The 22642-nt window shown below is 43.3% G+C and carries 26 protein-coding genes; 24 read left to right on the top strand and 2 right to left on the bottom strand.

The genetic code is table 11. The features are described 5' to 3' along the window. Positions 1 to 76 precede the first annotated feature (76 nt). The 5 genes from yyaC to EJP82_RS18265 all read left to right on the top strand — a co-directional run bounded on the left by yyaC (position 77) and on the right by EJP82_RS18265 (position 5807). Positions 77 to 652 (top strand): spore protease YyaC, encoded by a 576-nt coding sequence (gene yyaC, locus EJP82_RS18285; protein WP_127193523.1) that lies wholly within the window; start codon positions 77 to 79, stop codon positions 650 to 652. Positions 653 to 724: 72 nt separating this feature from the next. Continuing rightward, complete coding sequence (locus EJP82_RS18280) at positions 725 to 1525, top strand: alpha/beta fold hydrolase (protein WP_127193522.1); 801 nt, start codon at positions 725 to 727, stop codon at positions 1523 to 1525. 176 nt (positions 1526 to 1701) lie between these two features. Beyond that, positions 1702 to 2364 carry a DUF6483 family protein gene (locus EJP82_RS18275; RefSeq protein WP_127193521.1) on the top strand — a complete coding sequence of 221 codons (663 nt, stop codon included), beginning with the start codon at positions 1702 to 1704 and terminating at the stop codon, positions 2362 to 2364. A gap of 46 nt (positions 2365 to 2410) precedes the next feature. Then, positions 2411 to 3589, top strand: coding sequence for a class I SAM-dependent methyltransferase (locus EJP82_RS18270; protein WP_127193520.1), 1179 nt, complete (start codon positions 2411 to 2413; stop codon positions 3587 to 3589). Positions 3590 to 3689: 100 nt separating this feature from the next. Continuing rightward, complete coding sequence (locus tag EJP82_RS18265; RefSeq protein ID WP_246054269.1) at positions 3690 to 5807, top strand: O-antigen ligase family protein; 2118 nt, start codon at positions 3690 to 3692, stop codon at positions 5805 to 5807. A gap of 100 nt (positions 5808 to 5907) precedes the next feature. On the opposite strand, the gene EJP82_RS18260 is transcribed toward EJP82_RS18265, so the two are convergent. Further along, a complete protein-coding gene (locus tag EJP82_RS18260; protein WP_127193518.1) occupies positions 5908 to 6219 on the bottom strand; it encodes a dehydrogenase in 312 nt (103 codons plus the stop codon). 136 nt (positions 6220 to 6355) lie between these two features. Here EJP82_RS18260 and uptA point away from each other — a divergent pair, with 136 nt between their 5' ends. From uptA to EJP82_RS18170, 18 genes are all read left to right on the top strand, one after another. Continuing rightward, a complete protein-coding gene (gene uptA / locus EJP82_RS18255; protein ID WP_127193517.1) occupies positions 6356 to 6976 on the top strand; it encodes an undecaprenyl phosphate transporter UptA in 621 nt (206 codons plus the stop codon). Further along, positions 6973 to 7539: a thioredoxin family protein gene (locus EJP82_RS18250; RefSeq protein ID WP_127193516.1), complete on the top strand. Its 567-nt coding sequence runs from the start codon at positions 6973 to 6975 to the stop codon at positions 7537 to 7539. The genes uptA and EJP82_RS18250 overlap by 4 nt, the downstream gene beginning before the upstream one ends. A gap of 4 nt (positions 7540 to 7543) precedes the next feature. Next, the gene (locus EJP82_RS18245) at positions 7544 to 8170 is read left to right on the top strand and encodes an MBL fold metallo-hydrolase (protein ID WP_425464354.1); all 627 of its coding nucleotides are present in this window, start codon (positions 7544 to 7546) and stop codon (positions 8168 to 8170) included. Between the two features lie 260 nt (positions 8171 to 8430). Further along, on the top strand, positions 8431 to 8673 hold the full coding sequence (locus EJP82_RS18240; protein ID WP_127193514.1) for a hypothetical protein: 243 nt from the start codon (positions 8431 to 8433) through the stop codon (positions 8671 to 8673). Between the two features lie 147 nt (positions 8674 to 8820). Beyond that, positions 8821 to 9348: an RNA polymerase sigma factor SigY gene (gene sigY, locus EJP82_RS18235; RefSeq protein WP_127193513.1), complete on the top strand. Its 528-nt coding sequence runs from the start codon at positions 8821 to 8823 to the stop codon at positions 9346 to 9348. Further along, entirely contained in the window at positions 9341 to 9679 is a 339-nt protein-coding gene (locus EJP82_RS18230; protein ID WP_127193512.1) for a YxlC family protein, read from the top strand. Before sigY ends, EJP82_RS18230 begins: the two co-directional genes overlap by 8 nt. Continuing rightward, positions 9676 to 9885, top strand: a complete 210-nt coding sequence (locus EJP82_RS18225; RefSeq protein ID WP_127193511.1) for a hypothetical protein — start codon at positions 9676 to 9678, stop codon at positions 9883 to 9885. Before EJP82_RS18230 ends, EJP82_RS18225 begins: the two co-directional genes overlap by 4 nt. 28 nt (positions 9886 to 9913) lie before the next feature. Continuing rightward, positions 9914 to 10111: a PLDc N-terminal domain-containing protein gene (locus EJP82_RS18220; RefSeq protein ID WP_127193510.1), complete on the top strand. Its 198-nt coding sequence runs from the start codon at positions 9914 to 9916 to the stop codon at positions 10109 to 10111. Continuing rightward, entirely contained in the window at positions 10111 to 11034 is a 924-nt protein-coding gene (locus EJP82_RS18215; RefSeq protein WP_127193509.1) for an ABC transporter ATP-binding protein, read from the top strand. The genes EJP82_RS18220 and EJP82_RS18215 overlap by 1 nt, the downstream gene beginning before the upstream one ends. After that, positions 11031 to 11807 carry an ABC transporter permease subunit gene (locus EJP82_RS18210; protein ID WP_127193508.1) on the top strand — a complete coding sequence of 259 codons (777 nt, stop codon included), beginning with the start codon at positions 11031 to 11033 and terminating at the stop codon, positions 11805 to 11807. Before EJP82_RS18215 ends, EJP82_RS18210 begins: the two co-directional genes overlap by 4 nt. Positions 11808 to 12105: 298 nt before the next feature. Continuing rightward, positions 12106 to 12489: an ATPase gene (locus tag EJP82_RS18205; RefSeq protein WP_127193507.1), complete on the top strand. Its 384-nt coding sequence runs from the start codon at positions 12106 to 12108 to the stop codon at positions 12487 to 12489. Between the two features lie 200 nt (positions 12490 to 12689). Beyond that, positions 12690 to 12977 carry an Asp-tRNA(Asn)/Glu-tRNA(Gln) amidotransferase subunit GatC gene (gene gatC, locus EJP82_RS18200; protein ID WP_127193506.1) on the top strand — a complete coding sequence of 96 codons (288 nt, stop codon included), beginning with the start codon at positions 12690 to 12692 and terminating at the stop codon, positions 12975 to 12977. A gap of 59 nt (positions 12978 to 13036) precedes the next feature. After that, complete coding sequence (gene gatA, locus EJP82_RS18195; RefSeq protein ID WP_127193505.1) at positions 13037 to 14491, top strand: Asp-tRNA(Asn)/Glu-tRNA(Gln) amidotransferase subunit GatA; 1455 nt, start codon at positions 13037 to 13039, stop codon at positions 14489 to 14491. Between the two features lie 39 nt (positions 14492 to 14530). Beyond that, positions 14531 to 15970: an Asp-tRNA(Asn)/Glu-tRNA(Gln) amidotransferase subunit GatB gene (gene gatB / locus EJP82_RS18190; RefSeq protein ID WP_127193504.1), complete on the top strand. Its 1440-nt coding sequence runs from the start codon at positions 14531 to 14533 to the stop codon at positions 15968 to 15970. Positions 15971 to 16022: 52 nt separating this feature from the next. Next, positions 16023 to 16487, top strand: a complete 465-nt coding sequence (locus EJP82_RS18185) for a GNAT family N-acetyltransferase (RefSeq protein WP_127193503.1) — start codon at positions 16023 to 16025, stop codon at positions 16485 to 16487. 160 nt (positions 16488 to 16647) lie between these two features. Further along, positions 16648 to 18510 (top strand): DUF4097 family beta strand repeat-containing protein, encoded by a 1863-nt coding sequence (locus EJP82_RS18180; RefSeq protein WP_127193502.1) that lies wholly within the window; start codon positions 16648 to 16650, stop codon positions 18508 to 18510. Between the two features lie 90 nt (positions 18511 to 18600). Next, the gene (gene perR / locus EJP82_RS18175; protein WP_127193501.1) at positions 18601 to 19026 is read left to right on the top strand and encodes a peroxide-responsive transcriptional repressor PerR; all 426 of its coding nucleotides are present in this window, start codon (positions 18601 to 18603) and stop codon (positions 19024 to 19026) included. A 93-nt stretch (positions 19027 to 19119) separates the two neighbouring features. After that, positions 19120 to 20856, top strand: coding sequence for a glycosyl hydrolase family 18 protein (locus tag EJP82_RS18170; protein WP_246054255.1), 1737 nt, complete (start codon positions 19120 to 19122; stop codon positions 20854 to 20856). A gap of 122 nt (positions 20857 to 20978) precedes the next feature. Here the strand turns inward: EJP82_RS18170 and EJP82_RS18165 are convergent, their stop codons facing one another. Further along, positions 20979 to 21350, bottom strand: coding sequence for a YgzB family protein (locus EJP82_RS18165; RefSeq protein ID WP_127193500.1), 372 nt, complete (start codon positions 21348 to 21350; stop codon positions 20979 to 20981). A gap of 123 nt (positions 21351 to 21473) precedes the next feature. On the opposite strand from EJP82_RS18165, the gene EJP82_RS18160 reads away from it, so the two are divergent. Beyond that, the gene (locus EJP82_RS18160) at positions 21474 to 22352 is read left to right on the top strand and encodes a nucleotidyltransferase-like protein (protein ID WP_127193499.1); all 879 of its coding nucleotides are present in this window, start codon (positions 21474 to 21476) and stop codon (positions 22350 to 22352) included. Positions 22353 to 22642 lie beyond the last annotated feature (290 nt).

Genomic DNA, 22642 nt, shown 5'->3' with positions numbered 1-22642 from the left:
TATGTTTTGTCGTGAGTGGTAAGGATAAGGTACAATTTGATTATATGATGAAAATTGGTTATCCGGAGGTTAGCTAATGGGAGTAGAGACATCCAAAGATAAGGCTCTGCCGTTTTCTGACCAAGAGGTGAGGAAGATTAGCGGAAGCGAGTTGGTCAGCTTTTTTCAGGAAATCTTAAATAGGCATGGTAAGCAGGACATCACTTTCTTATGCATTGGTACGGATCGATCAACTGGAGATGCCCTAGGTCCACTCGTAGGCAGCCGTTTGGAGGAATGCGGATGGGGGAGTGTGATCGGTTCACTGCGGCAGCCTTGTGATGCCAACAATTTGGAAGTAAGACTGGCTGAGATTCCTAAGGGAAATATCATCGTGGCGATGGATGCTTGTCTAGGATCTACTGCTTCGGTAGGTTGTTATTTGGTATCAGGAAAACCGCTATTGCCGGCGCAATCAGTCAGAGGAGATCTTCCTGCTGTTGGACATTATAGTATAGCAGGTGTGGTGAATTTGAAGGGTCCCAAACCATATTCAACTCTTCAAATGACTTCATTATATTCTGTGATGCTAATGGCGGATGAAATTGTCAGGGCTGCGGCTAAGGTGTTTATGCCAGATTGTCAGGGGATCACTGGAAATAAGCAAGATTAAGGTTTCAAGATACCAGAGTTGGTTTAATAATAAAGATGAATCCAATACATAAGTGGAGAGGAAGGGATTACTGTGGATAACAAAGTAGTAAACGGCACGACAATAGCGTACCAAGAACAAGGCGAGGGTGAAACAGTTGTGCTACTTCATGGTTTCTGTGGTAGTTCCGCGTATTGGGAGAAGGTTCAGCCGCTACTAGCGGAACAATATCGGGTCATCTGCCCAGATCTTCGAGGACATGGTTCCACTGATGCACCAATGGGTGCTTACACAATAGAACAAATGGCTGATGATATCGTTGGATTGATGGAGGAGTTGGGGATTGAGAAATACACCCTTCTAGGTCACTCCATGGGTGGTTATGTTGCTTTGTCACTGGCTCAGCGTTACGCATTTCGATTGAACGGCTTTGGGCTGATTCATTCAACAGGTTATCCGGATAGTGAGGAAGCGAAGGAAAAGCGGCTTAAGGCAGTTTCGACCATCGGATCCGAAGGGATTACCTCGTTTATAGAAGGTCTAGTACCTGGATTATTTGCCCCAGAAAATGTCGACACGCTGACAGAGGAAGTCAACAGGGTGAAAGAGATTGGGTATAAGACGCCACCACAAGGGGCATCTGGTGCTGCACTCAGTATGCGTGAACGAATTGATCGCAGAGATGTGATGTCTTCAACTACACTACCTCTTCTCCTGGTTGCTGGGGAGAGTGATCAAATCATCCCGTTAGAGCGGTTATTCACGACCGAAGGGGACAACGTAATGAAGGCAGTCATTAAGGGAGCGGGCCATATGAGTATGTATGAAGCTCCTGATCAACTTGTTGCAGTTATTCTAGATTTCTTGCGGAAAATGGATAAAGCAGAACACTAATTACTGTGTGGTGAAATTGGAAAAAAGCGGAGGGTCCTACTAGGAAACTCCGTTTTCTTTGCGTTTTAACACATTAGGCAGTAAAATTTGATTCTAAGCACGCTTTTTGAACAACCTCTACAAAGAGTGAACAAACGGAGTCGTCTGTCGCTTCCGTAGGAAAGGGCTGGAACGTTATGTTACGAAGAGATTATCTGGTCCGCATGATTGAAGAAATGACAGAGATGATAGGGAAAGTGTTTGGTTTGAAGCAGGAGCGTAAATTTATAGAGGCCCTGTGGGAGATCGATGATCTGTATAAAAAACAATTTCGTCTCAATTCAAACTTGCTACGCGCTCTCTCTGCAAGGGATATAACAGAAATGTTTCGCAGTAGTGGGGAAATTGAAGCTGATAAATTACAGAGCCTAGCCTATCTACTCAAGGAAGAGGCTAGTATTTATTATGCCATGGGGCAGCATAATGAAGGAATAATCTGCTTTATGAAGTCGCTCCACTTATATCTGACTGCGGCTATGAATGGTGCCGATCGCTCGTTATGGAATTTGAACGAAGAGGTTAAGGAGCTACTATTACATTTAAAAGGTTATCGTCTACCTACGGATACAGAACGACTTCTGTTTAGGTTCGAAGAGTATGAGGGACGGTTTGATCAGGCTGAGAACGTATTATTTCGGCTCTTACATGATGAAGCGATTCCTCTCGATGAAGGAATTGCATTTTACGATCGGCTGTTAGTACTTGAACCTCAAATTTTAGAGCAAGGAGGACTGCCTTTGAGTGAAGTCATGGAAGGCCTGGCGGAACTACAAAGCCGGTTCTTATACAGTGAAATTTAATAAGTAATAATTCTAATATTAGTAATGAAAGCGAGCTGTCTAGTTTATGGAATCACTAAGAAATCTTATACACCAATTGGCGGAGCAGGGAACTTTGATTTCTGCCACGCTTAGTCAGCGTCGCAAATCGGAGGATAACAGCTATACTAAAGTGGTAATCAAACCTGTGGAATTGAAGAAAAATCTCCATTACCAGTTTGCTTATCACTATACAAACAAAGTAACACATGAGAATATTCCTGCGGTGAATTTTGAAGATCATCTGATGGAACTGTTTCATGGAGTCTTCCGGCAAGGTTTGATATGCACGCCAGAAGCAGATTACCAAGTTCTGATCAGTAAGAAATATAAGGTGTCCATCTTGACGAAATCCCCAACCAAAAAATTAGTTGCATTAACGCATAACCGCCAAAAACAGTACATTTTGGAGGAAGGTCGTCCTATTTCTTTCCTTGTTGAGCTGGGGATTATGAATGCGGATGGGAAGGTACTGGCCAAGAAATATGATAAATTCAAACAGATCAATCGTTTTCTTGAAATGGTTCAGGATGTGCTCCCTCATCTTCCTTCAGATCGGACCCTGACCATACTCGATTTCGGCTGTGGTAAATCGTATTTGACGTTTGCATTGTATCATTATTTGTCGGTGGAGCAGCGGAGAAAGCTGAAAATTGTCGGCCTAGATTTGAAAGCAGATGTTATCGAACACTGCAGAATGCTGGCGAAATCGTTGCATTATCACGATTTGGAGTTCCTTGTCGGCGACATTGCGGACTATGATGAATTAAGTCAAGTCGATATGGTGGTTACTTTGCATGCATGTGATACAGCAACAGATGCCGCTCTGGAAAAGGCAGTCCGTTGGAATGCCTCCGTTATTTTATCCGTGCCTTGTTGCCAACATGAATTATTCGCACAGGTGAACAGTCCTGTAATGGAACCACTGTTGTCACATGGAATTCTTAAAGAACGATTCTCAGCACTTGCTACCGATGCGATTCGGTCCAAATTGCTGGATTTGATGGGCTATAAGACTCAACTCTTGGAGTTTATCGATATGGAGCATACACCAAAGAATATTCTAATTCGGGCAGTGAAAGCTCCTGGTGGTGATACAGTTACTTTATGGCGGGAGTATACGGCGTTTCGCGACTTTTTGAATGCTGCTCCCTATTTAGAACGTGCTTGCCGCGACTTGTTACCAGAGTCTCCCCTAAATCCTTAGAATACTATGGTTTGAAGCGAATGACTGAGGTCAACACTTAATGTGTTGGCCTTTTTTGGTTGTTGGACTAAGGAGATTGGGAGGGGAGATATCTGTGCGCATGCTAGGAAAAATCAGCAAATTGAGAATCGTTGGTGTTGTGAGTACAGGGCTACTTGTCATTTTTAATAACGGAATGTTCTACACGGATTCGCTGTTTACATTGCTGCTTATCTCAGTATGGCTGGTTATCACGGCAGTAGCTATCGCTATCAATCTACGGGGAGAGACCTCCATCACTCTTTTATCCTGGAAAGTTTCATTATTCCGTAATTTTCTTTGGATATGGATATGTCCTTTTATTATTGCTGGTTTATATGGTATTCACTTAGCTATTGGTCCTCTGTCCTATCAATCTACTTATGAGGCTTTGTTTCGTTGGTTATTTTATGGTGTATTCGGTATGGCGTTATTTAGAGTCAGTAGGGAAAAACGAGGCCGTCATTGGTTAAAAGTAGGCTGGGTGGCTATGGCCTCGCTGCTTACGATTTCTGCGCTATCTACTCTGTATGGTGTAGTGGTTTTTCCACATGTTGTCCTGCGCACAGGAGATGGAGAAATAGCAGCAGCGGGAGCACGGCTCGGTGGTCTCTTGCAGTATCCCAATACGTTTGGAGCGATAATGGCAGCATTTCTGCTGGAACGTTTGATGGCGCTTGCCTCATTATCGGGTACGGATAAATCACGAAAGGTGCAGCTACAAGGATATGGAACTGCAGCTCTAGCACTACTTATTGCGTTATGTCTTCTATTGTCAGAGTCACGCGGGGCTTATGCAGCAGCTGGCGTGGGCTGGATCGCCGGTTGGTTCTTGTTGCGTGGAAAAATACGTCTAAGTTATCTGCTTCAATCTGGGATAATTGTCTCTGCAGCAGCTTTTTGTGCACGTCAGCTTGTCCATGCCAAACTGGCTCCATCCCCGTTGCCTGGATTGATTTCGCTAGTAGCAGTAATGGTTGTAGCATTACTGTTGTCTAGATTAGCCGTAAAATGGATGGACAGCTGGTGGGGCTGGACCCCAGGCAATCTAGTAGCATACTTTTATGGTGCAGCATGTTTACTTACTATTGGTGCTCTGATTACATATGCTGGTCTTATGGATAGGTTATTTCGTTTAGGTACTCTTACTGCTCGTGCGACAATGTATGGAGATGCATCGGATTTGTATATGGATTCACCGTGGATCGGTTATGGGGGGGATGCCTGGCGTATATTATTTCGCAAGGTCCAAAGCATGCCATATGTTGGTACTGAAGTTCATAGTGGATATTTAGACTTGCTTCTAGATCTCGGGGCGGTGGGGCTCATGATCCTACTGTTGGGACTAATTTCAATGCTAGTTGGCTTAATTAAGTTACGCAGTGCATTGCTTCCATCTTTCGTCGTACTGATTCTACATAGTGCAATTGATTTCGATATGAGTTATGGATTGAGTTGGATTCTTATGATTTGGATAGCAGGGCTAGGGCTTCACGAGCCGATAGACGTGAAAATACGAGATCGGATGATTCATTCTGTCGGACTAAAAACAATGCGTATATTGTATGGACTCGTTGCGGTATTACTTTTACTCATAAGTTTGAAAGGATTTACACATGCCGAAAGTTTGAGATTGTACTCACTCGCAAGCCAGCCTGGAAAGAATGTAACTCCAATGGAATCCGTTTCATTACTTAAACGCTCCCTAGCGCTCAATCAGTCTCGGACCTCTGCACGAATGGCTCTGGCTGGCATGTCCAATTCTGCTACAGCAAATCTAATCTTGATGAAAGGGATATACTATGACACTACGAATCCTGATTTATGGTTGGCGCTTGGCACCATATTAGCATTAAAAGGGGATATGAGAGCTATACCAACTCTGGAGCATGTGGCCTATATGGATCGTTTCGATCGGGAGATACAAAGTGCCGTCTTGCGAAACCTAACGCTGCTCGCGATGAGATTAGAGAGGGATAATGACCTCGATAAGGTAATGTTAGTAGTTTCGACAGGAGAGGAAATCTATCTAAGGTACGCGAAACTAACGGATCAAGTGATAATGATGAAACAACTCCGTAATGATCGTGGTTTCAAGCTGACGGATGAATCTAAGGTCTGGGGTATGAAGCTATCTAACATCTCTGATCGAATAGCACTATCTACAGCAGATTTGGTGAAGAATAGAAGGGGAGAATAGTGAATAACAAAGGTGTAGGGGCATTTATTACGATTAATTGGTGGGCTATTGGGCGAAGCCAGATGGCTCTTGATGTATTGAACTCCGCCCTCTATTCCTATTAGCCGCCAAATGCCGCTCTGAATGCTTTTGAGAGATTTTCACGGTCGACTTCCCATAGTGTAGCCAGTTCAGCGCTAACTTCTTCGTCCCACCAATCCGCAAGTAATTTACGATTACTACGGTTCTCTGCAATCCAGAGCAGCTTGCCGATCACTTTTTTGTAATACAATGTTTCGCCTTCCTTCAAACGCTCATCCGGGACATATATACCAAGCCGTTTGATTGTTCGGTACAGTTCTTTGTTACATCCTCGACGGATTTTGCGCGGAGTAGGGAGGTTTGTTTGATGCCTTCCCTGATTAGTTGCCATAATACCGCCTCCTCTTCTCCCAACATATGCGCAATATTCCCTAAGGGACACCGTCCCAGGGTTTAAAGTAGAATGCATGTCCCTCCCTATGGTAGAATAGACTAAATAAAAAGTGACTTGGGGAGAGGGAGAAATTTTGGAATGGATTTCGAACATTGTAAGTATTTTATTTGAGTGGATTCAAAACCTTGGGTATTTTGGAATTATGCTAGGGTTAATGATAGAGGTTATCCCAAGTGAGATCGTGCTGGCTTACGGTGGGTATTTGGTATATGGTGGTCATATTAATTATGTGGGCGCTGTCTTCTTTGGCGTCGTTGGGGGAGTTATCGCTCAGGTATTTGTTTACTGGATTGGGCGTTATGGCGGTCGTCCTATTTTAGAAAAGTTTGGTAAGTACATATTCATTCATAAGAAACAAATTGATAAATCAGAAGAGTGGTTTCTGAAATATGGTCCCGGGGTGATTTTTACCGCGCGCTTCATTCCAGTAGTTCGTCATGCGATTTCAATTCCGGCAGGGATGGCCAAAATGCCATTAAGCAAGTTTGTTACGCTTACGACACTTGCCGTCATCCCTTGGTCAATGTTATTTGTATATCTGGGGATGGTACTCGGCGAGCAATGGGAAAATATCGATGAGAAAGCAGGTCCTTATATTATTCCGATCTTACTTGGTGCATTGGCAATAATGATCGTGTACCTTCTGATCAAATGGTTCGGATCGAACAAGAAGAAAGGGGATACGCATAAATGAGTATGAATTGGAGTCATAAATTTGGTAAGGGGTTATCTCCCAAGCAGTTTATGGATGGAATGCAGCGTAATAAGGAAGCGTTTGTGGCAGGATATGAGGCCTTTGCATGGCATAATGATGATGACCGCGAGTTCTTTGAAAGTTTAAATTTTCGAGACGACCTAAGAGTACTTATTCTTGCAGCAGATTGGTGTGGGGATGTAGTACGTAGTATACCCGTAGTATTTCGGGCTTTGGAGACTTCAGGGATAGACACAGAAGTGCTTATCTTGGAGGAACATCCAGAGGTGATGGATCAATATTTAACGATGGGTGGTCGTTCCGTTCCGATTATCTTACTGACGGATACGGGAGGACATGTTCTTGGACAGTGGGGCCCGCGGCCTAAGCAGGTTCAAGAAATTATGATTAAATTCAAGCAAGAGAACCCCGATCGCGAAGCACCGGACTATGAAGAGAAGATCGCTGTGGTGCGTAAGCAAATGGGAGAAAAATACGAGGAAGGAGCCGGAGTAAATGCCAGCGTTGTTGATGAATTACGCGAGCTAATCTCTGGATTTTAACATCATGTTGAAGATTGAGACATTCGCCTTAGGACCCTTGCAGACGAACGCATATTTATTACGTGGAGAAGACGAGAGTAAAGCAGTTATCATTGATCCCGGTACGAATCCGGGTTCGCTTATACGCAGAATTGAAGGGCTGGAGATTGAAGCCATCGTGTTGACACATGCTCACTTTGACCATATCGGTGGCGTAGATGAGATACGTAAGCTAAAGGGGTGCCCTGTATATCTCCATGCTTTGGAGAGCGATTGGTTAACGACACCGAAGTTAAACGGATCTTTAATGTGGCCAGATGCAACACCGCCAGTTATGACTGATCCAGCCGAGTATGACCTAGCAGAAGGTCAACGCCTGAAGTTAATTGGGCATGAATTTACTGTTTATCACACACCGGGGCATTCGCCAGGTAGCGTGAGTTTATTATGTGGTAATGATTTGTTTGGTGGAGATGTGCTGTTCCGACTCGGGGTTGGACGGACTGATTTACCGGGAGGTCGAGAGGCTGATCTTTACAATTCAATCCGGAGTAAGCTATTTCGTCTTGATGATGAGGTTAAGGTATATCCGGGACACGGTCCGAAGACAACGATTGGATATGAAAAGGCCAATAACCCTTACGTGAGATAAGGGCTAGAATACGTGTTCAAAGTACTATAACCTAATGATGGAATCAGTAGTGAAATCACACCAAATAGTACATTTATACTAGACAAAAGACTATACCTTTGCTAGGATGTATATAAATTAAATGTTTGTAACCTTTGCGAAGCACGCAGGCTGTGGAATGGTCCCGGTTTGCGTTCTTTTTTTGTCTTTTTTTGTTTTACGGGACTTAAATAAACCCAGGTTTGGACAAGTCCAGTAAGTACAGAAAAGGAGGAATTGATTTGAAAAGTGAAATATCGTACGTTACAGATGCAGGACATGAACTGCTTCATAGAGAAAGTAATCAATACATACAGAAAGTTTCAGATTCGAGAATTCCGAATCAAGGAATCTCGAAACAAGGAACCTCGAAGCAGAGATTAATAGAGGAACGTAAGATCCTATGGAGACATCTGATGATGGATTCAGGTGATATCAGGCAGCCATGGTATGACAAACTTCTTCGTTTTCGCGAACATACATAATATAAAGACCGAGGTGCCCATTTTGGGCGCCTTTTTTTAAAGGAAGTATAAGTAAGTTTGAGCTTAATTTTTTTTATAATGGCTATTGAACGAAATGGTGATCTTAAACGTAATATAGTCGCTTAGCTGGAAGTAAGGGGGAATACGGTGCCTCAGGAGAGAGAATGGATAAAGAAAGCCAAAAAGGGTGATGTAGCGGCACTTGCCTTATTAATACAAAAGCATTATTCCTTTGTGTTTAAATATTTGGTAAAAGTAACGATGGATCCAAGAGCAGCAGAGGATTTAACACAAGATACCATGCTTAAGTGTATGGAGAATATAACTCGATATGATGGTTCTTCAGCTTTCTCCTCATGGCTGATCACCATAGGTACACGTTTATTTATTGATAAGAAGCGACGTAGAAAAAGAGAGCAGCAGTGGTTGTTGAAGGAAGGAAACACACGTCTCTTGCGATGGCAATTCGAGTCGAATCAGGAAGAGTGGCCCGAACTGCTTGAGCTTCTATCTAAGTTGTCTGTGGATCAGCGAATTGCGGTTTTATTGAAACACTATTACGGTTATGCCTATGACGAAATTGGAGAAATGCTAAATATCCCAGCCGGAACGGTAAAATCACGCGTTGCTTATGGCCTGCGCGAATTGCGAAAGGAGCTTGATCAACATGAATAGTAACGGGAATCATGATGAACCTCAAAATGATGTTATTGTTGATCGACTGATGGCTGATCTACGCAAGCTAGACCAGGTAGTACAAGAGAGTAGTTCACCATCAGTTGATACTTGGAAAGGTATCGTTAGGGAACAGTGGGAAATAACAAAACGTAAGAGACGATGGGAGACAATATTGTTCTTCATGGTCGCTTTATTATTGATCAGTGGAGGATATTTTGTCGTGTTCTCTACCCCTTGGATTTTGGGTGCTATTCAAGTCATTGGATTTGCGCTGGCAATTGGCATCTGGATTTTTGAGAGCTCTAGTCATAGGGAGGAAAGGTTATGAATGCTGAGACTCCCTCGGTTTGGTTATGGATTGTAGTGGGGTTGTTGCTACTTAGTCAAGGAACGTGGATTTTTATTGACGCGCGGAAGCGGGGCAGAAGGGCTTGGTTATGGGGATTGTGGGGCATTATTAATTGTCCGACCTCATTAATTGTTTATCTGTTAATCGTTGTTCGGCCAGAGACAAGAAAAAGACGTGATCTTTAATAATATGGAACGAATGGGAGATGAGATTATGTCGGAACTGAATTGGGGACTAATCGCACCGATTATAATATTGCAGCTTCTGCTTGCCGTAATAGGATTGATTTCGCTTGCTAAGGCAGAAGTTGAATCCGTAAGGGGACCTAAGTGGTTATGGGTCATTATTATAGTATTTGGTAGCATTATCGGGAGCATCTGCTATTTCACTATTGGAAGGAAAGCGTACTGATGGTGATGTTGAGTGTGACGGAATTGACTAAAAAATTTGGCATGCGTACTCCGGTCAACGGGATATCATTTCAATTGGAAATGGGCAGTTGTACTGCTCTTCTAGGACCCAATGGAGCTGGAAAGACGACGACATTGCGCATGCTGGCCGGATTGATAGATCCTACTTCGGGCAACATTGCCATTGCAGGATCCGATGATAAGGATACACAGCAACAGACCTCAATTGGATATTTGCCACAGCATCCTACCTTCTATGGTTGGATGACGGGGAAGGAATTTGTAGTATATGTCGCGGGACTTAGTGGAATGAGTGGAAAAAAGGCTGCGAATGAAGCGGATATTGCTTTGGAGCGTGTCGGATTAAAAGATGCTGCCAAGCGGCGTATTTCAGGCTACTCCGGAGGCATGAAGCAAAGGCTTGGACTAGCGCAGGCTATAGTTCATCATCCCCAGTTGCTCTTGCTAGACGAGCCAGTCTCGGCACTTGATCCACTTGGGCGACGAGAAGTGATGGATTTACTATCACAACTTCGTCAGCAGACGACGATCCTCTTCTCCACTCATGTATTGCATGATGCGGAGGAGGTATGCGATCGGATGATGATGTTGCGGGACGGAGAAATCGTAGAGAGTGGGTCATTAAGAGAACTTGCGGAGAAGTATCGGCAACCGCTACTAACAGTGCAAGTGGAGGCAGGAACGGGGCAAGAAAGTAACACTTGGCTACACTCACTCGAAGATCGGGCCTTTATCATAGAATCGAGTATTACAGGGAACACAGCAGTATTGACTGTCAATGATGTTATAGAGGCAAGGCATACAATTTTACAAGAAGCCGCATCACAGAGAATCCCTCTTCTTCGCTTTGAGGCAGGTACAACTTCGTTAGAGGACATGTTCATGAAGGTGGTTAAATCATGAAAATTACATGGCTTATGTATCGTAAAGAACTGCTTGAAATGGTCCGAAGCTATAAACTCCTGTGGATACCTGTTGTGTTTATACTGCTTGGAGTGATGCAGCCCATTACATCCTTTTACTTGCCTAATATTTTAGCCGCTTCGGGGGATATTTCCGCAGAATTGCTAACTCAATTGCCAGTTCCACTTCCTGCAGATGTCATGGTGCAATCACTAAGTCAATACAGCACCATTGGAATCCTAATTATCGCTATTGCAGGTATGAATATTGTAGCTGGAGAACGTTATAGTGGGACTGCGGCATTAGTCTTAGTTCGATCGGTTCCCTCTCTATCTTTCATTATTGCTAAGTGGATGGGACAGCTTACACTATTATTTGTATCATTTACACTTGGATACGGAGGTGCCTGGTACTATACGGCGATATTGATGGGCCCTGTTAGATGGGGAGATGCTTTAATTGCTGGAGCTCTTTATTTTCTATGGTTCGCATTCGCACAATCTCTGTTATTATTGCTCAGCACGATATTTCGTGGAAGTGCTGCCGCAGTGATTTCACTACTTATTATGGGGGCACTGTCCGTAACCTATAGTCTTATCCCATCATGGTTCTCATGGAGTCCTGCCCGCATATTAAACTTTGCTAATGCAACATTTGCTGGAGAGGTAAACTATACTGCTGCTACGTTTGTGACAAGTGTACTCGGTTGCCTGGTCTGTCTTGCGGCTTCCGCTTGGCTTCTACGTCGGCAAGGTATTCCGGATCAGTCCTAGGTACGAGTTTCGAAATATAACAAATAACCTGATCTTTTTGGAGACAGGTTATTTGTTATATCATGGGATTCGAGTTAATTCCTCCTATCATAGAGTAATAGACTATTAATTCGCGATTACTTCATGGTACGGAGATATAACTTAACAAAGAGCGGAAGCTAATGTATAACCGTAAGTTTCTTGTATTTGAAGGGGTTTAGAATCTAGACAAATGCCTTGACCAACCTCTGTCTTTTTTAGTAGGATAGAAAATAACTTATGAGATACTCATATATTTAAAAGATCAGGGAGGTAGACGATGCTACGTTTAGGAGAGAAAATTGTTATCGTCGGCGATGCCTTTGAGCAGAATCTTCCTGTTGGGGAATATGGCTACCTTATTGCTTATGATCGTAATCCGGATAATGCCTTTGACTATGTCGTTCGGTCTCCAAAGACAGGACGCAATTACTTCGTCCCATCAGGCGATGTTGAATCCGAGGCGCTGTTGATTGAGCAAGAGGTGGAACGAACGACCCAGGAAGCGTTGATAGATTACGCACTGGCTACGCATAACGAGCAGCTATTCGCGCAAATTATGAATGGCGAAATCAATGATGCTGACGAAGAGGATGAACCAACAAAGGAAGTTTTGTCTCAGGCCGAATTCATCAAACAAGTGAATTTGCGTGCGTGGATATAAAAGGGTCGGCGCTGCCGACCCTTTTTTGGTATAACAATTGTTGAAAATGGCTTGACCATATCAAGATAATACGACAATATAATTTTATTCATCATTAAGAGTCATGATTCAACATCATTCTAATTATGAAATTGACGCAAGGACATGATAGAATGGACAAATGAAGTCCAGTTAGGGAAGAATGAGGGAGGGTATCGCTAATGAGTATCCAAAGTAAAGACGTGGAATATGTGGCTAAGCTGGCCCGTCTAAATCTGACGGACCAAGAGCGTGAGAAGTTTACTGAGCAGTTGAATGCCATTTTACAATATGCCGAGAAATTAAATGAGTTGGACACAGATGGTGTAGAACCGACAACTCATGTTCTTCGTCTCAGCAATGTTATGCGTGAAGATGTGGTTCAAGAGAGCCTAAGCAAAGAGAAAGTATTTCGCAATGCTCCAGAAGAAGAGGACGGGCAGTTTAAGGTGCCTGCGGTACTCGAATAGGAAATTAATTAGAAAAAATGTATTTATATTAATGCACAATTTGGAAGGAGGATATGGGTGTGACGTTGTTTGATTTGTCTTTGCAGGAATTACATAGTCAGTTCCGTAGTAAGGAATTGTCCGTTACCGATGTGGTAGGAGAGGCGTTCACCAAAATTCAGGAACGGGATGAGCGTGTTGGAGCTTATCTAACATTGAATGAGGAAGAAGCCCGGGCTCATGCAGCTCGTTTAGACGACAAACTAGTTACCGGGGAGTCACTAGGATTGCTATTTGGCTTACCTGTAGGTATTAAAGACAACATGGTGACAGAAGGTTTACTGACGACTTGCGCTAGCCAATTTCTGTCCAATTATAATCCGATTTACGACGCAACAGTCGTATCCAAACTGAAGTTAGCAGAGGCTGTAACTCTGGGTAAGCTGAACATGGACGAGTTTGCCATGGGTGGCTCGAATGAGAATTCCAGCTTCCATCCCGTACGCAATCCGTGGGATCTTAGCCGAGTTCCTGGTGGATCTAGCGGTGGTTCAGCTGCAGCTGTGGCTGCGGGTGAAGCTTATTTCACATTGGGTTCGGATACGGGCGGGTCTATTCGCCAACCAGCTTCATATTGCGGCGTTGTTGGATTGAAACCAACCTACGGTTTAGTTTCGCGTTATGGACTTGTAGCTTTCGCTTCTTCGCTTGACCAGATCGGTCCAATTACGAAAAATGTCGAAGATTCCGCATATGTTCTTCAAGCCATTGCTGGGTTTGATCCCAAAGATTCTACTTCAGCGAATGTTGAAATACCGAATTATGTTAGTGCATTGACTGGGGATATCAAAGGATTGCGCATCGCCGTACCTAAGGAATATCTGAATGGAATTGATCCGCAAGTTAAAGCTGCTGTTCTGGAGTCTCTGCGCGTATTGGAGAGTCTTGGTGCGGTGTGGGAAGAGGTTTCTCTACCGCATACGGAATATGCAGTAGCTGCGTATTATCTCCTCGCTTCTTCGGAGGCGTCATCTAACCTATCCAGATTTGATGGAGTGCGTTATGGTGTTCGTGTTGATAATGGAGGTAACCTGTTAGACCTGTACCATGAATCTCGGAGCCAAGGGTTTGGTCCCGAAGTAAAACGCCGTATCATGCTTGGTACCTACGCCCTGAGTTCTGGATATTACGATGCGTATTATTTAAAAGCACAGAAAGTACGGACTTTGATCAAGCAAGATTTCGATCAGACCTTCCAGAAATACGACGTTATTATCGGACCAACAGCGCCGACTACAGCTTTCCCATTGGGATCGCAAGTAGATGATCCGCTGACGATGTATCTTAACGATATTTTGACGATTCCAGTAAGCTTGGCAGGCGTTCCTGCGCTAAGTGTGCCTTGCGGTTTCGCAGATGGTCTTCCGGTTGGACTGCAAATTATCGGTAAAGCATTTGATGAGAGTACGGTTCTTCGCGTAGCTCATGCTTTCGAGGCTCATACCGATCATCACAAGCAGCGGCCATCACTTTAAGCAGGGATTGATTTTACAATAGTTAGCAGGAGGATTAATATGTCAACATCCAAATATGAAACAGTGATTGGGCTGGAAGTGCATGTGGAATTGCATACGAAGTCAAAAATCTTCTGCAGTTGTTCCACTGAATTTGGCGCCCCCCCCAACAGTCATACGTGTCCTGTCTGTCTTGGACATCCCGGGGTATTGCCCGTTCTGAATGCTCAAGCGGTTGATTATGCTATGAAAGCGTCGATGGCGCTAAACTGTGAGATCGGCGATGTCAGTAAGTTCGACCGGAAGAACTATTTCTACCCGGATTCACCTAAAGCCTATCAAATTTCACAATTTGATCAGCCAATAGGTTTGAATGGCTATATCGACATCGAAGTTGATGGTAAAACGAAAAGAATTGGTATAACTCGCCTTCACCTGGAGGAGGATGCAGGGAAATTGACGCATATCGATGGAGGCTACGCTTCTCTAGTGGATTTCAACCGCGTCGGTACTCCACTAGTTGAAATCGTCTCCGAACCTGATATTTCTTCACCGGAGGAAGCTAAGGCATACCTTGAAAAATTGCGTGCGATCATGCAGTATTGTGACGTCTCTGATGTGAAGATGGAAGAAGGGTCCATGCGATGTGATGCTAATGTTAGCCTACGTCCTCATGGCCAGAAGGAACTCGGTACCAGGGCAGAACTTAAGAACATGAACTCCTTCCGCGGCGTGCTTCGTGGACTTGAGTACGAACAATTACGTCAGGCAGAAATCTTGGACGAGGGCGGAATCGTTGTTCAAGAGACACGGCGCTGGGATGAGTCACAGGGCAAGACGTTTTCAATGCGTAGTAAGGAAGAGGCGCATGATTATCGTTACTTCCCAGATCCAGATTTGGTGACGCTGCATATCGACCAAGAATGGAAGAATCGAATTAAAGCTTCTATTCCGGAGTTGCCAGATGCACGGAAGGCACGGTATACGACTCAATTTGGACTTCCAAGTTATGATGCTGAAGTTATTACTTCTTCCAAGCAACTCGCCGATCTCTTCGAGAATAGCCTTCAATATACGACGGATGCCAAATCGGTATCCAACTGGATCATGGGCGATCTGCTAGGATACTTGAATAGCACAGGACAAGAGCTATCTGAAGTGAAACTAACTGGACAAGGTCTAGGGGAAATGATTGGTCTGATCGAGAAAGGTACAATCAGTTCCAAGATCGCCAAGACGGTTTTCAAAGAGATGTTAACGAGCGGCAAACTCCCTAGCCAGGTTGTAGAGGAGCAGGGTCTTGTTCAAATTAGTGACGAAGGGGCAATTCTTGCAATAGTCAACGAAGTCATAGCTGATAATCCCGCCTCGGTTGAGGACTATAAAGCAGGTAAAGATAAGGCAATAGGCTTCCTTGTAGGTCAAGTCATGAAGCGTAGTAAAGGGAAAGCAAACCCTGGGCTTGCGAATAAGTTGCTAATTGAAGTGTTAAAGGGATAGTCCAACAAGGAAGAGAATGGCGCTGTACCAGGATAGGGAGAGGGGACCCCGGATGATAATTCCGTTATCGCTGCATGATCATGAAATGGTCGAACAAGTATGGGGCTTACAACACACAGCATACCGGTTGGAAGCTCTTGCGGTAGGCTTAACGGAATATCCGCCTCTGCCAGATACCTTTGAATCTCTAAGGAATAGTACTGAACGATTCTATGGATATATCTCAGACGAAGAAGGAGATTTGATGGGAGCCATCGCGACAACATCCTTTATTCCTGGGAACCTGGAAATCACTCGGTTAATGGTGCATTCTAGTTATCTTCGTCAAGGAATCGGGAGTTCTTTGCTGAAATATGTTATTTCATGTCATCCAGAGGTGGAGACCTTTGGTGTGACAGCGGGTACGCTTAACATTGCCGCTGTTTCACTCTATCAAGAATATGGTTTCATGCCTTACGGAACGATTATGGCGGCCCCTGGAGTTGAATTAACACGGTTTCAACTTAAAACTAACTGATAAAGCTAACTCCAGCATAAATGCTCCTCTTTACGGGGAGCTTTTTTGTTTTAGTATAAGAAAAAGGATAGTTTTCCAGTCTTTCTAAGGTACAGTGAGGTAGAAATTAAGTTATTATTTAAATATGGGTATATCTAATTATAGAGAGAGGGGGAGTGAGATGTCATTTGGTTCAACACCGACCACACAACAGACAGAGAGAGCGACATCGGCGCAAACCAAGGGCTTTAAACCACGAAGACGCAAAAGGAAGTTTATTGCCTGTCTGTTAGCTGCTCTATTCCCTGGACTAGGTCATTTATATTTACGAATGTTCATGAAAGGCGTAGCATTTATCTACTTTGTTATCATTGATATATCTGCATTAATTTATTTTTCTTCTGTACGGATGGGAATTAACGTTCCACTGTTGTTATTGCTGGGATTGCTCATTCCGGCAGCTTACTTCTATAGCATATATGATGTGCTTCAATCTACTGATGTGATTAACACGAGAATAAGAAGGCAGAATGAAGAGAATATACCTCGCGAGGAGGCAACTCGTCCTGTATCAGGAATACGAAAGGGAATCTGGTCGGCAGTCTTGCTTATCAGTGGTGGAATAGTTGTTTTTTTGTTCAAGCAGAAACCAGAATGGCTTCAAAGTCTCATTCAAGCAGGGGCAGGGTATATTGTAGCTAGTGGACTAATACTCGTGGGTTTGTTTTTAATCTTGCGCGAAGGAAGACGACGCTTCTTTCGGACAGGGCGCTTTACAGCTTCCGTTTTGTTTATCGCAGTAGGGATCATTTTGCTAAGTGATACATTTACAGACGGAGACAACATGCTTCTCTTACTTGACTGGTGGCCTTTAGTTCTTGTGCTGAGTGGTGTTGAGCATGTTCTAGTTCTTCTGTGGAACCGGAGGAACACACCCCGGCCAGAGCGGAGGCTGCGTGCAGATATTAAGGGAGTCTTCCTCTCTCTATTTATGGTGTTCTCCGTCTTTGTTGTGACTCAGCAGGATCATTATATGCATTTGTGGAATCGCGTAAGTCTGGACCTTGCCTCGGCTGGTGCTGAATACAGTCTCGAAGAGGGATATCGTGTGGATAAAATTCCTCTTGAAATACCTATTGATTTGGATACGGAGAAAGTGGTTGTAGATGGAGTTAACGGTAGTATTGATGTGAAAAGAGCAGAGATTGAAGGTATTATCGTCAAGGCTACTGTATGGGTGGATCAAGTTTCAGATGAGGAAGCAGAGATCATTGCTGATGAAACATTTGTTGATGTGGCAGAAGGTCAATCGCTAGGTCTTACTGTTAAAGATAAGCTGTACGGTGCCACGGGTAAGCGTCATCCGAGGACTAATCTTACAATCATTTTGCCGGAGAACCGGTTTCTAGATCTGGATATCAGTACGTCGAGTGGTGGGATTTCGTTGACCGGGGCACAGGCCCGAAACCATTTTAAGTTGCAAACCGGGAACGGTAATCTAAAGTTGTGGGATGTTGTGGGTGAGGTATCGGCCAAAACCTTAAATGGGGATGTTGATCTATATCGGATCTTCGGCAGTGTGAATGTGGATACGCAAGGTGGTAATATGAAGGGGAGAGGGATTTCGGGGGGAGCCACGTTATCTACACTTGTCGGTAATATTTCCCTTGTTGGCTCACAAGGAGATATCAACTTGAGTACCAAAAATGGTAATATTCAAGTAGATGGCGCCTTATCTGCATTACGTGCGGAGTCGCTTAATGGTAAGATATCCATCTCTTCTGAGCAGGTTGGAGGAGACTGGGGAGTATATAGTGCAGTTGGAGAAATGTTCTTGAAACTTCCCGAAGGTCAAGATTATACGCTTGAAGGTTCTAGCGGTTATGGTAATATTGTCACAGAGCTACCCTTTCTCGTAGAGAACAAGGAGATTAAAGGGGTAATGGGGACTGGAGAGCATTTAATTAAGGTTGAAGGTAACAGTAATTTAGTTGTAAATAAAAGTGTAACTCGTGTTCCTCTTGTGGAGAATGAAGAACCGTGAACTTGTACTGCGTTGACAAAAGAAATACCATAAACGTACAATAAAGTGGTATATAGCTTTATTGGCAATTCATTAAAGGCGGTGGACATAATGAGTACGCGCGTACAGCATGCGTTGGACCAATTGAAAATTAACGGTGTCCGCATTACGCCGCAACGTCACGCCATTTTAACTTTTTTGATGGAGTCGATGGGACATCCTACGGCGGATGAAATATATCGGTCATTGGAACCTCGGTTTCCTAATATGAGTGTGGCTACGGTCTATAATAATCTAAAGATGTTTATTGAAGCTGGCATGGTCCGTGAACTGACCTATGGTGACAACTCAAGCAGATTTGATGCAGATGTGTCAAATCATTACCATGTTATATGTGAGAAATGCGGTAAAATTAAAGATTTCATGTACCCCTCTTTGGAGGAGGTAGAACGTAAGGCTGAAGAGCTGACAGGATTTCGTGTACGCGGGCACCGTATGGAGCTATATGGGGTTTGTAACGAATGTCAGGATCATTAATTTAATGACCTACGTGTTTGAAATGACGTGTGGGATTCTCTCGAGAATTCTTCGCGTTTTTGTTTTATATATACCATTTCTGGAGGTAAACTATTGAATCGTAGAGATAGAATTAATATTAGGCGGAAAGGCAGTCGTGGTAAGAGCAGAGTTAAATGGTTTTTTGGACTCATTATATTATTAGCAGGTGCTTACTGGATTGCTTCTGTTATTTTACCGAGTCGTGAGCATGTGACCCCAGAGTGGCAAAGTACCCATACTCAGCCAATATTTGCAAATGGAGAGCTTATGGATTGGGAAGCTGTTGGAAGTGGGGATGGTCTCAAGTTACCGCTTCCGGTTATTCAGTCAGTGATTGACTCTAACATTAGGTATGAGGAAGATACGAAGTCTGTTATTCTAACGACGTCAAGAAAACTAGTGTTTCTGAAGACAGATGAGAAGACAGGCAAAATAAACAATAAACCAATTCAGCTATCATTTGCTCCAGAAGAGAAAGATGGGATTCTCTATTTACCTGCGCATCTATTGAGTGAGATTTATGGTGCTGAGATTCATGAGGATGCCCAGTCGGGTACCGTGCTTTTGTTGAAGGCGGGAGATAGTGTACAGAATGCCGTTGTCCAGAGTACTTCAGGGAAGCAAGATAGCACTGTTCCTCTGAGACAAGGAAATAATATTCATACACCCATTTTGGCGGATATGCCTGAGGGAACCAATTTGCGGATTCTAGATACCAAGGATGATTGGTATTATGCCCAAATGGATAATGGATATACTGGTTTTGTACAAACAAAGGATGTTAGCTTGGGAGAGCTAAGGACAGTTCCACTAGTAGAGCAGGACTTATCCCCTGCAAAGGAAAAGTGGAAATCCAAGACGGTTAATTTAACCTGGGAAGCGGTCTATCAGGTAGCTCCAAAGCCGGCTTCTTTCGATGCGATGCCTGGTGTAAATGTTGTTAGTCCAACTTGGTTCTCCCTTATGGATGGGGATGGTAATGTTCGAAGTAAGGCTGACAATGCTTATGTTAAATGGGCTCATGGTAAAGGAATGCAGGTGTGGGGACTGTTTAGTAACAGTTTCGAACCTGATCTGACAACGGAGGCGCTATCGAACTTCGAGAACCGTATTAATACTATTTTGCAAATGCTTCAATATGCTAAGATTTTTGATCTGGATGGAATTAATATAGACTATGAGAACGTATATACGAAAGATGGGGACAACCTAACTCAATTTATGAGAGAGTTGTGGCCGCTTGCTCAGGAGCAGGGTCTAGTAGTATCGATTGATGTTACACCGAAATCGAATAGTGAAATGTGGTCAGCTTTTCTGGATCGGCGGGCGCTTAGTGAGGTTGTCGATTACTTGATAGTAATGGCATATGATGAACATTGGGCCGCTAGTCCGGTAGCTGGTTCAGTTGCCTCTTTACCTTGGGTGAGTTCTTCGATAACACGTATTCTGGAAGAAGACGATGTTTCACCGGAGAAACTGATCATGGCTATTCCATTGTATACAAGGGTTTGGACAGAAACGGAGAAGGACGGTAAGACTGTGGTGAGTTCAAAAGCTATCGGAATGAAGAAGGCTAAAGAAATCATCAAAGAAAAGAAGTTGAAACCGCAATTTTCCAAAGAGACCGGACAAAATTATGTGGAATATAGCGAGGATGGGGCACTTTGCCGGATTTGGCTCGAAGATGAAGAGTCGCTTGCAAAACGGGTGGTATTAGCTAAATCGTTTAACCTTGCTGGAATTGCTACATGGACTAGAAGTTTTGCTTCAGCAGAAGCATGGAATGTGCTTAGTGAAATCTCAGAATAAGATTAGTAATTGGATAAATAAAAAGAAGAAGGCGGACACTAAACATGTCTCAGCCTTCTTCTTTTTATTCGTTAGTCATCATTTATTAATACAATCGCATATGTAAAATCTGATCTATTGTTTTAATGCAGGGTAGCCGATTGATTTGCTTCCAACTCATCAGCAGTAATGTTTGCCTGTTCAGGATCTAATGTCAGGATTGTTCTGCAAAACATACAACGGTCTGTCTTTCCAAGCATTTTGGTCAACTTGTGACACTCAGGACACTCTAATTGGACGGCAGAAGTAGATAATATACCTGCCCAAAAGTAAACAGCCAGACTTCCAAGCATGGCGATAAGTCCGATCACCAAGCCGATGGCAGCTACGATTTTACCTGAATGGCCCCAGAAGACGATACCAGCTGTACCGAGTATCATCATCCCCATTCCGGCCATGGTCAGCAGTAAGCCCCATAATCGAAACGAACTTATTTTACTTGATTTGAAGGACATTTGGCCAGACCCCAATTCCATATCGAATTTTAATCTTTTCAAAATGCTAAGAAGGAAACCTTGTGTAGTTGTAGAACTATATTATAACGAATTGGCGGGAATACGCCAAGGTAGGAGGATATTGTGAATCTTACATTTTTTTCTTTGATTAATGAGGAGAGAGCTGATCGTAATATCATTGGGGCGATGGAATATCGTCATGACGGTGGGAGTTTTAATGGCTCGTTATTACATGACTTCGAGCTTTTAATTTTGGTCATATGTAAGGATTTAGATCAGGATATAGTTACTATTGAACATTGTATGAGCGGAGACATGCATTATCAACTGCTATATATAGATAGTAATGCTATTCAAAGATGGGTAATGGCCGGGGATAATCGGGAAATTGTGCAATGTTTCATTCATGGGAAAATAATTTGGGATGTTGATGGGGAATTAGCTTCTTTGCATGCAAACATCACTGAATTCGGCGAGAGCATGAGAGAGCAACGCAAATTCAAAGAATTCACAAAATTCCTTCAGATGTGTTTGGAAGCGAAACGTTATGTTCAAGAGAAAGATCTAATGGATGCCTACTACAGCGTTATACAAGCATTGAAGCATTATGCCCGTATTGAATTAATTGATCAGGGGATTCTACCGGAGAGTAGTGTATGGGAGCAGGTGCGTTCTTTAAATTCAGTAGTTTATAAATTGTTTGATGAATTAACGGACAATAAAGAAACTTTGGAGCAGCGAATAGAGCTCGTTCTGATCGCTAGCGAGTTTACGGTCGTATCCAAAATGGTGGATTGCTGTTCTCCTTTACTACGAATTCTAGGGAGTCGCAAAGAAACCTGGAGCATACAAGAGTTAATACGGCTGCCTGAGTTGTCTCATGTAAAGGAAGAGCTGCCTATGGTGCTCCGTAAGTTAGTTTATCGATCCATAGTAAAAGAGAGTGCTACAGGGCCAAGAGGCGGGTATGGAGACGGATCTGAGATTCGTTACTGGGTATAGAGATTGAGGCAAATGCACCCCAATAAATGTATATTCAAAAAGGGGTTGACTCCTGAGTAGTTTATATGATAAATTATATCTCGCCCCTAAAAAAGAAAAAGATGTTGAAACTTGTCTAACAGCTTAAATGCTGAAAAACAAGTTGAAAAAAAGTTCTTGACTTAATCAGGGTGAACATGATATATTATAAAGGTCGCTGCTGAAACAAAGCAAAGACAAAAACGAATGACTTGATCTTTGAAAATTGAACAACGAGTGAGTGAATTTCACGAAAGTGAAAATCAAAAAAA

This window comes from Paenibacillus anaericanus (genome assembly GCF_003994475.1).
Lineage (GTDB): Bacteria > Bacillota > Bacilli > Paenibacillales > Paenibacillaceae > Fontibacillus > Fontibacillus anaericanus.
The sequence above is the reverse complement of the archived record's forward strand: the minus strand, read 5'-3'. Positions and strand labels throughout refer to the sequence as shown.

Excerpts from the sequence above, each read along its gene's own strand:
- yyaC (WP_127193523.1), top strand. The coding sequence starts at position 77 with ATGGGAGTAGAGACATCCAAAGATAAGGCTCTGCCGTTTTCTGACCAA.
- EJP82_RS18275 (WP_127193521.1), top strand. The coding sequence starts at position 1,702 with ATGTTACGAAGAGATTATCTGGTCCGCATGATTGAAGAAATGACAGAG.
- EJP82_RS18270 (WP_127193520.1), top strand. The coding sequence starts at position 2,411 with ATGGAATCACTAAGAAATCTTATACACCAATTGGCGGAGCAGGGAACT.
- EJP82_RS18265 (WP_246054269.1), top strand. The coding sequence starts at position 3,690 with ATGCTAGGAAAAATCAGCAAATTGAGAATCGTTGGTGTTGTGAGTACA.
- EJP82_RS18260 (WP_127193518.1), bottom strand. The coding sequence starts at position 6,219 with ATGGCAACTAATCAGGGAAGGCATCAAACAAACCTCCCTACTCCGCGC.
- EJP82_RS18250 (WP_127193516.1), top strand. The coding sequence starts at position 6,973 with ATGAGTATGAATTGGAGTCATAAATTTGGTAAGGGGTTATCTCCCAAG.
- EJP82_RS18245 (WP_425464354.1), top strand. The coding sequence starts at position 7,544 with ATGTTGAAGATTGAGACATTCGCCTTAGGACCCTTGCAGACGAACGCA.
- EJP82_RS18230 (WP_127193512.1), top strand. The coding sequence starts at position 9,341 with ATGAATAGTAACGGGAATCATGATGAACCTCAAAATGATGTTATTGTT.
- EJP82_RS18225 (WP_127193511.1), top strand. The coding sequence starts at position 9,676 with ATGAATGCTGAGACTCCCTCGGTTTGGTTATGGATTGTAGTGGGGTTG.
- EJP82_RS18220 (WP_127193510.1), top strand. The coding sequence starts at position 9,914 with ATGTCGGAACTGAATTGGGGACTAATCGCACCGATTATAATATTGCAG.
- EJP82_RS18215 (WP_127193509.1), top strand. The coding sequence starts at position 10,111 with ATGGTGATGTTGAGTGTGACGGAATTGACTAAAAAATTTGGCATGCGT.
- EJP82_RS18210 (WP_127193508.1), top strand. The coding sequence starts at position 11,031 with ATGAAAATTACATGGCTTATGTATCGTAAAGAACTGCTTGAAATGGTC.
- EJP82_RS18205 (WP_127193507.1), top strand. The coding sequence starts at position 12,106 with ATGCTACGTTTAGGAGAGAAAATTGTTATCGTCGGCGATGCCTTTGAG.
- gatC (WP_127193506.1), top strand. The coding sequence starts at position 12,690 with ATGAGTATCCAAAGTAAAGACGTGGAATATGTGGCTAAGCTGGCCCGT.
- gatB (WP_127193504.1), top strand. The coding sequence starts at position 14,531 with ATGTCAACATCCAAATATGAAACAGTGATTGGGCTGGAAGTGCATGTG.
- EJP82_RS18185 (WP_127193503.1), top strand. The coding sequence starts at position 16,023 with ATGATAATTCCGTTATCGCTGCATGATCATGAAATGGTCGAACAAGTA.
- EJP82_RS18180 (WP_127193502.1), top strand. The coding sequence starts at position 16,648 with ATGTCATTTGGTTCAACACCGACCACACAACAGACAGAGAGAGCGACA.
- perR (WP_127193501.1), top strand. The coding sequence starts at position 18,601 with ATGAGTACGCGCGTACAGCATGCGTTGGACCAATTGAAAATTAACGGT.
- EJP82_RS18165 (WP_127193500.1), bottom strand. The coding sequence starts at position 21,350 with ATGTCCTTCAAATCAAGTAAAATAAGTTCGTTTCGATTATGGGGCTTA.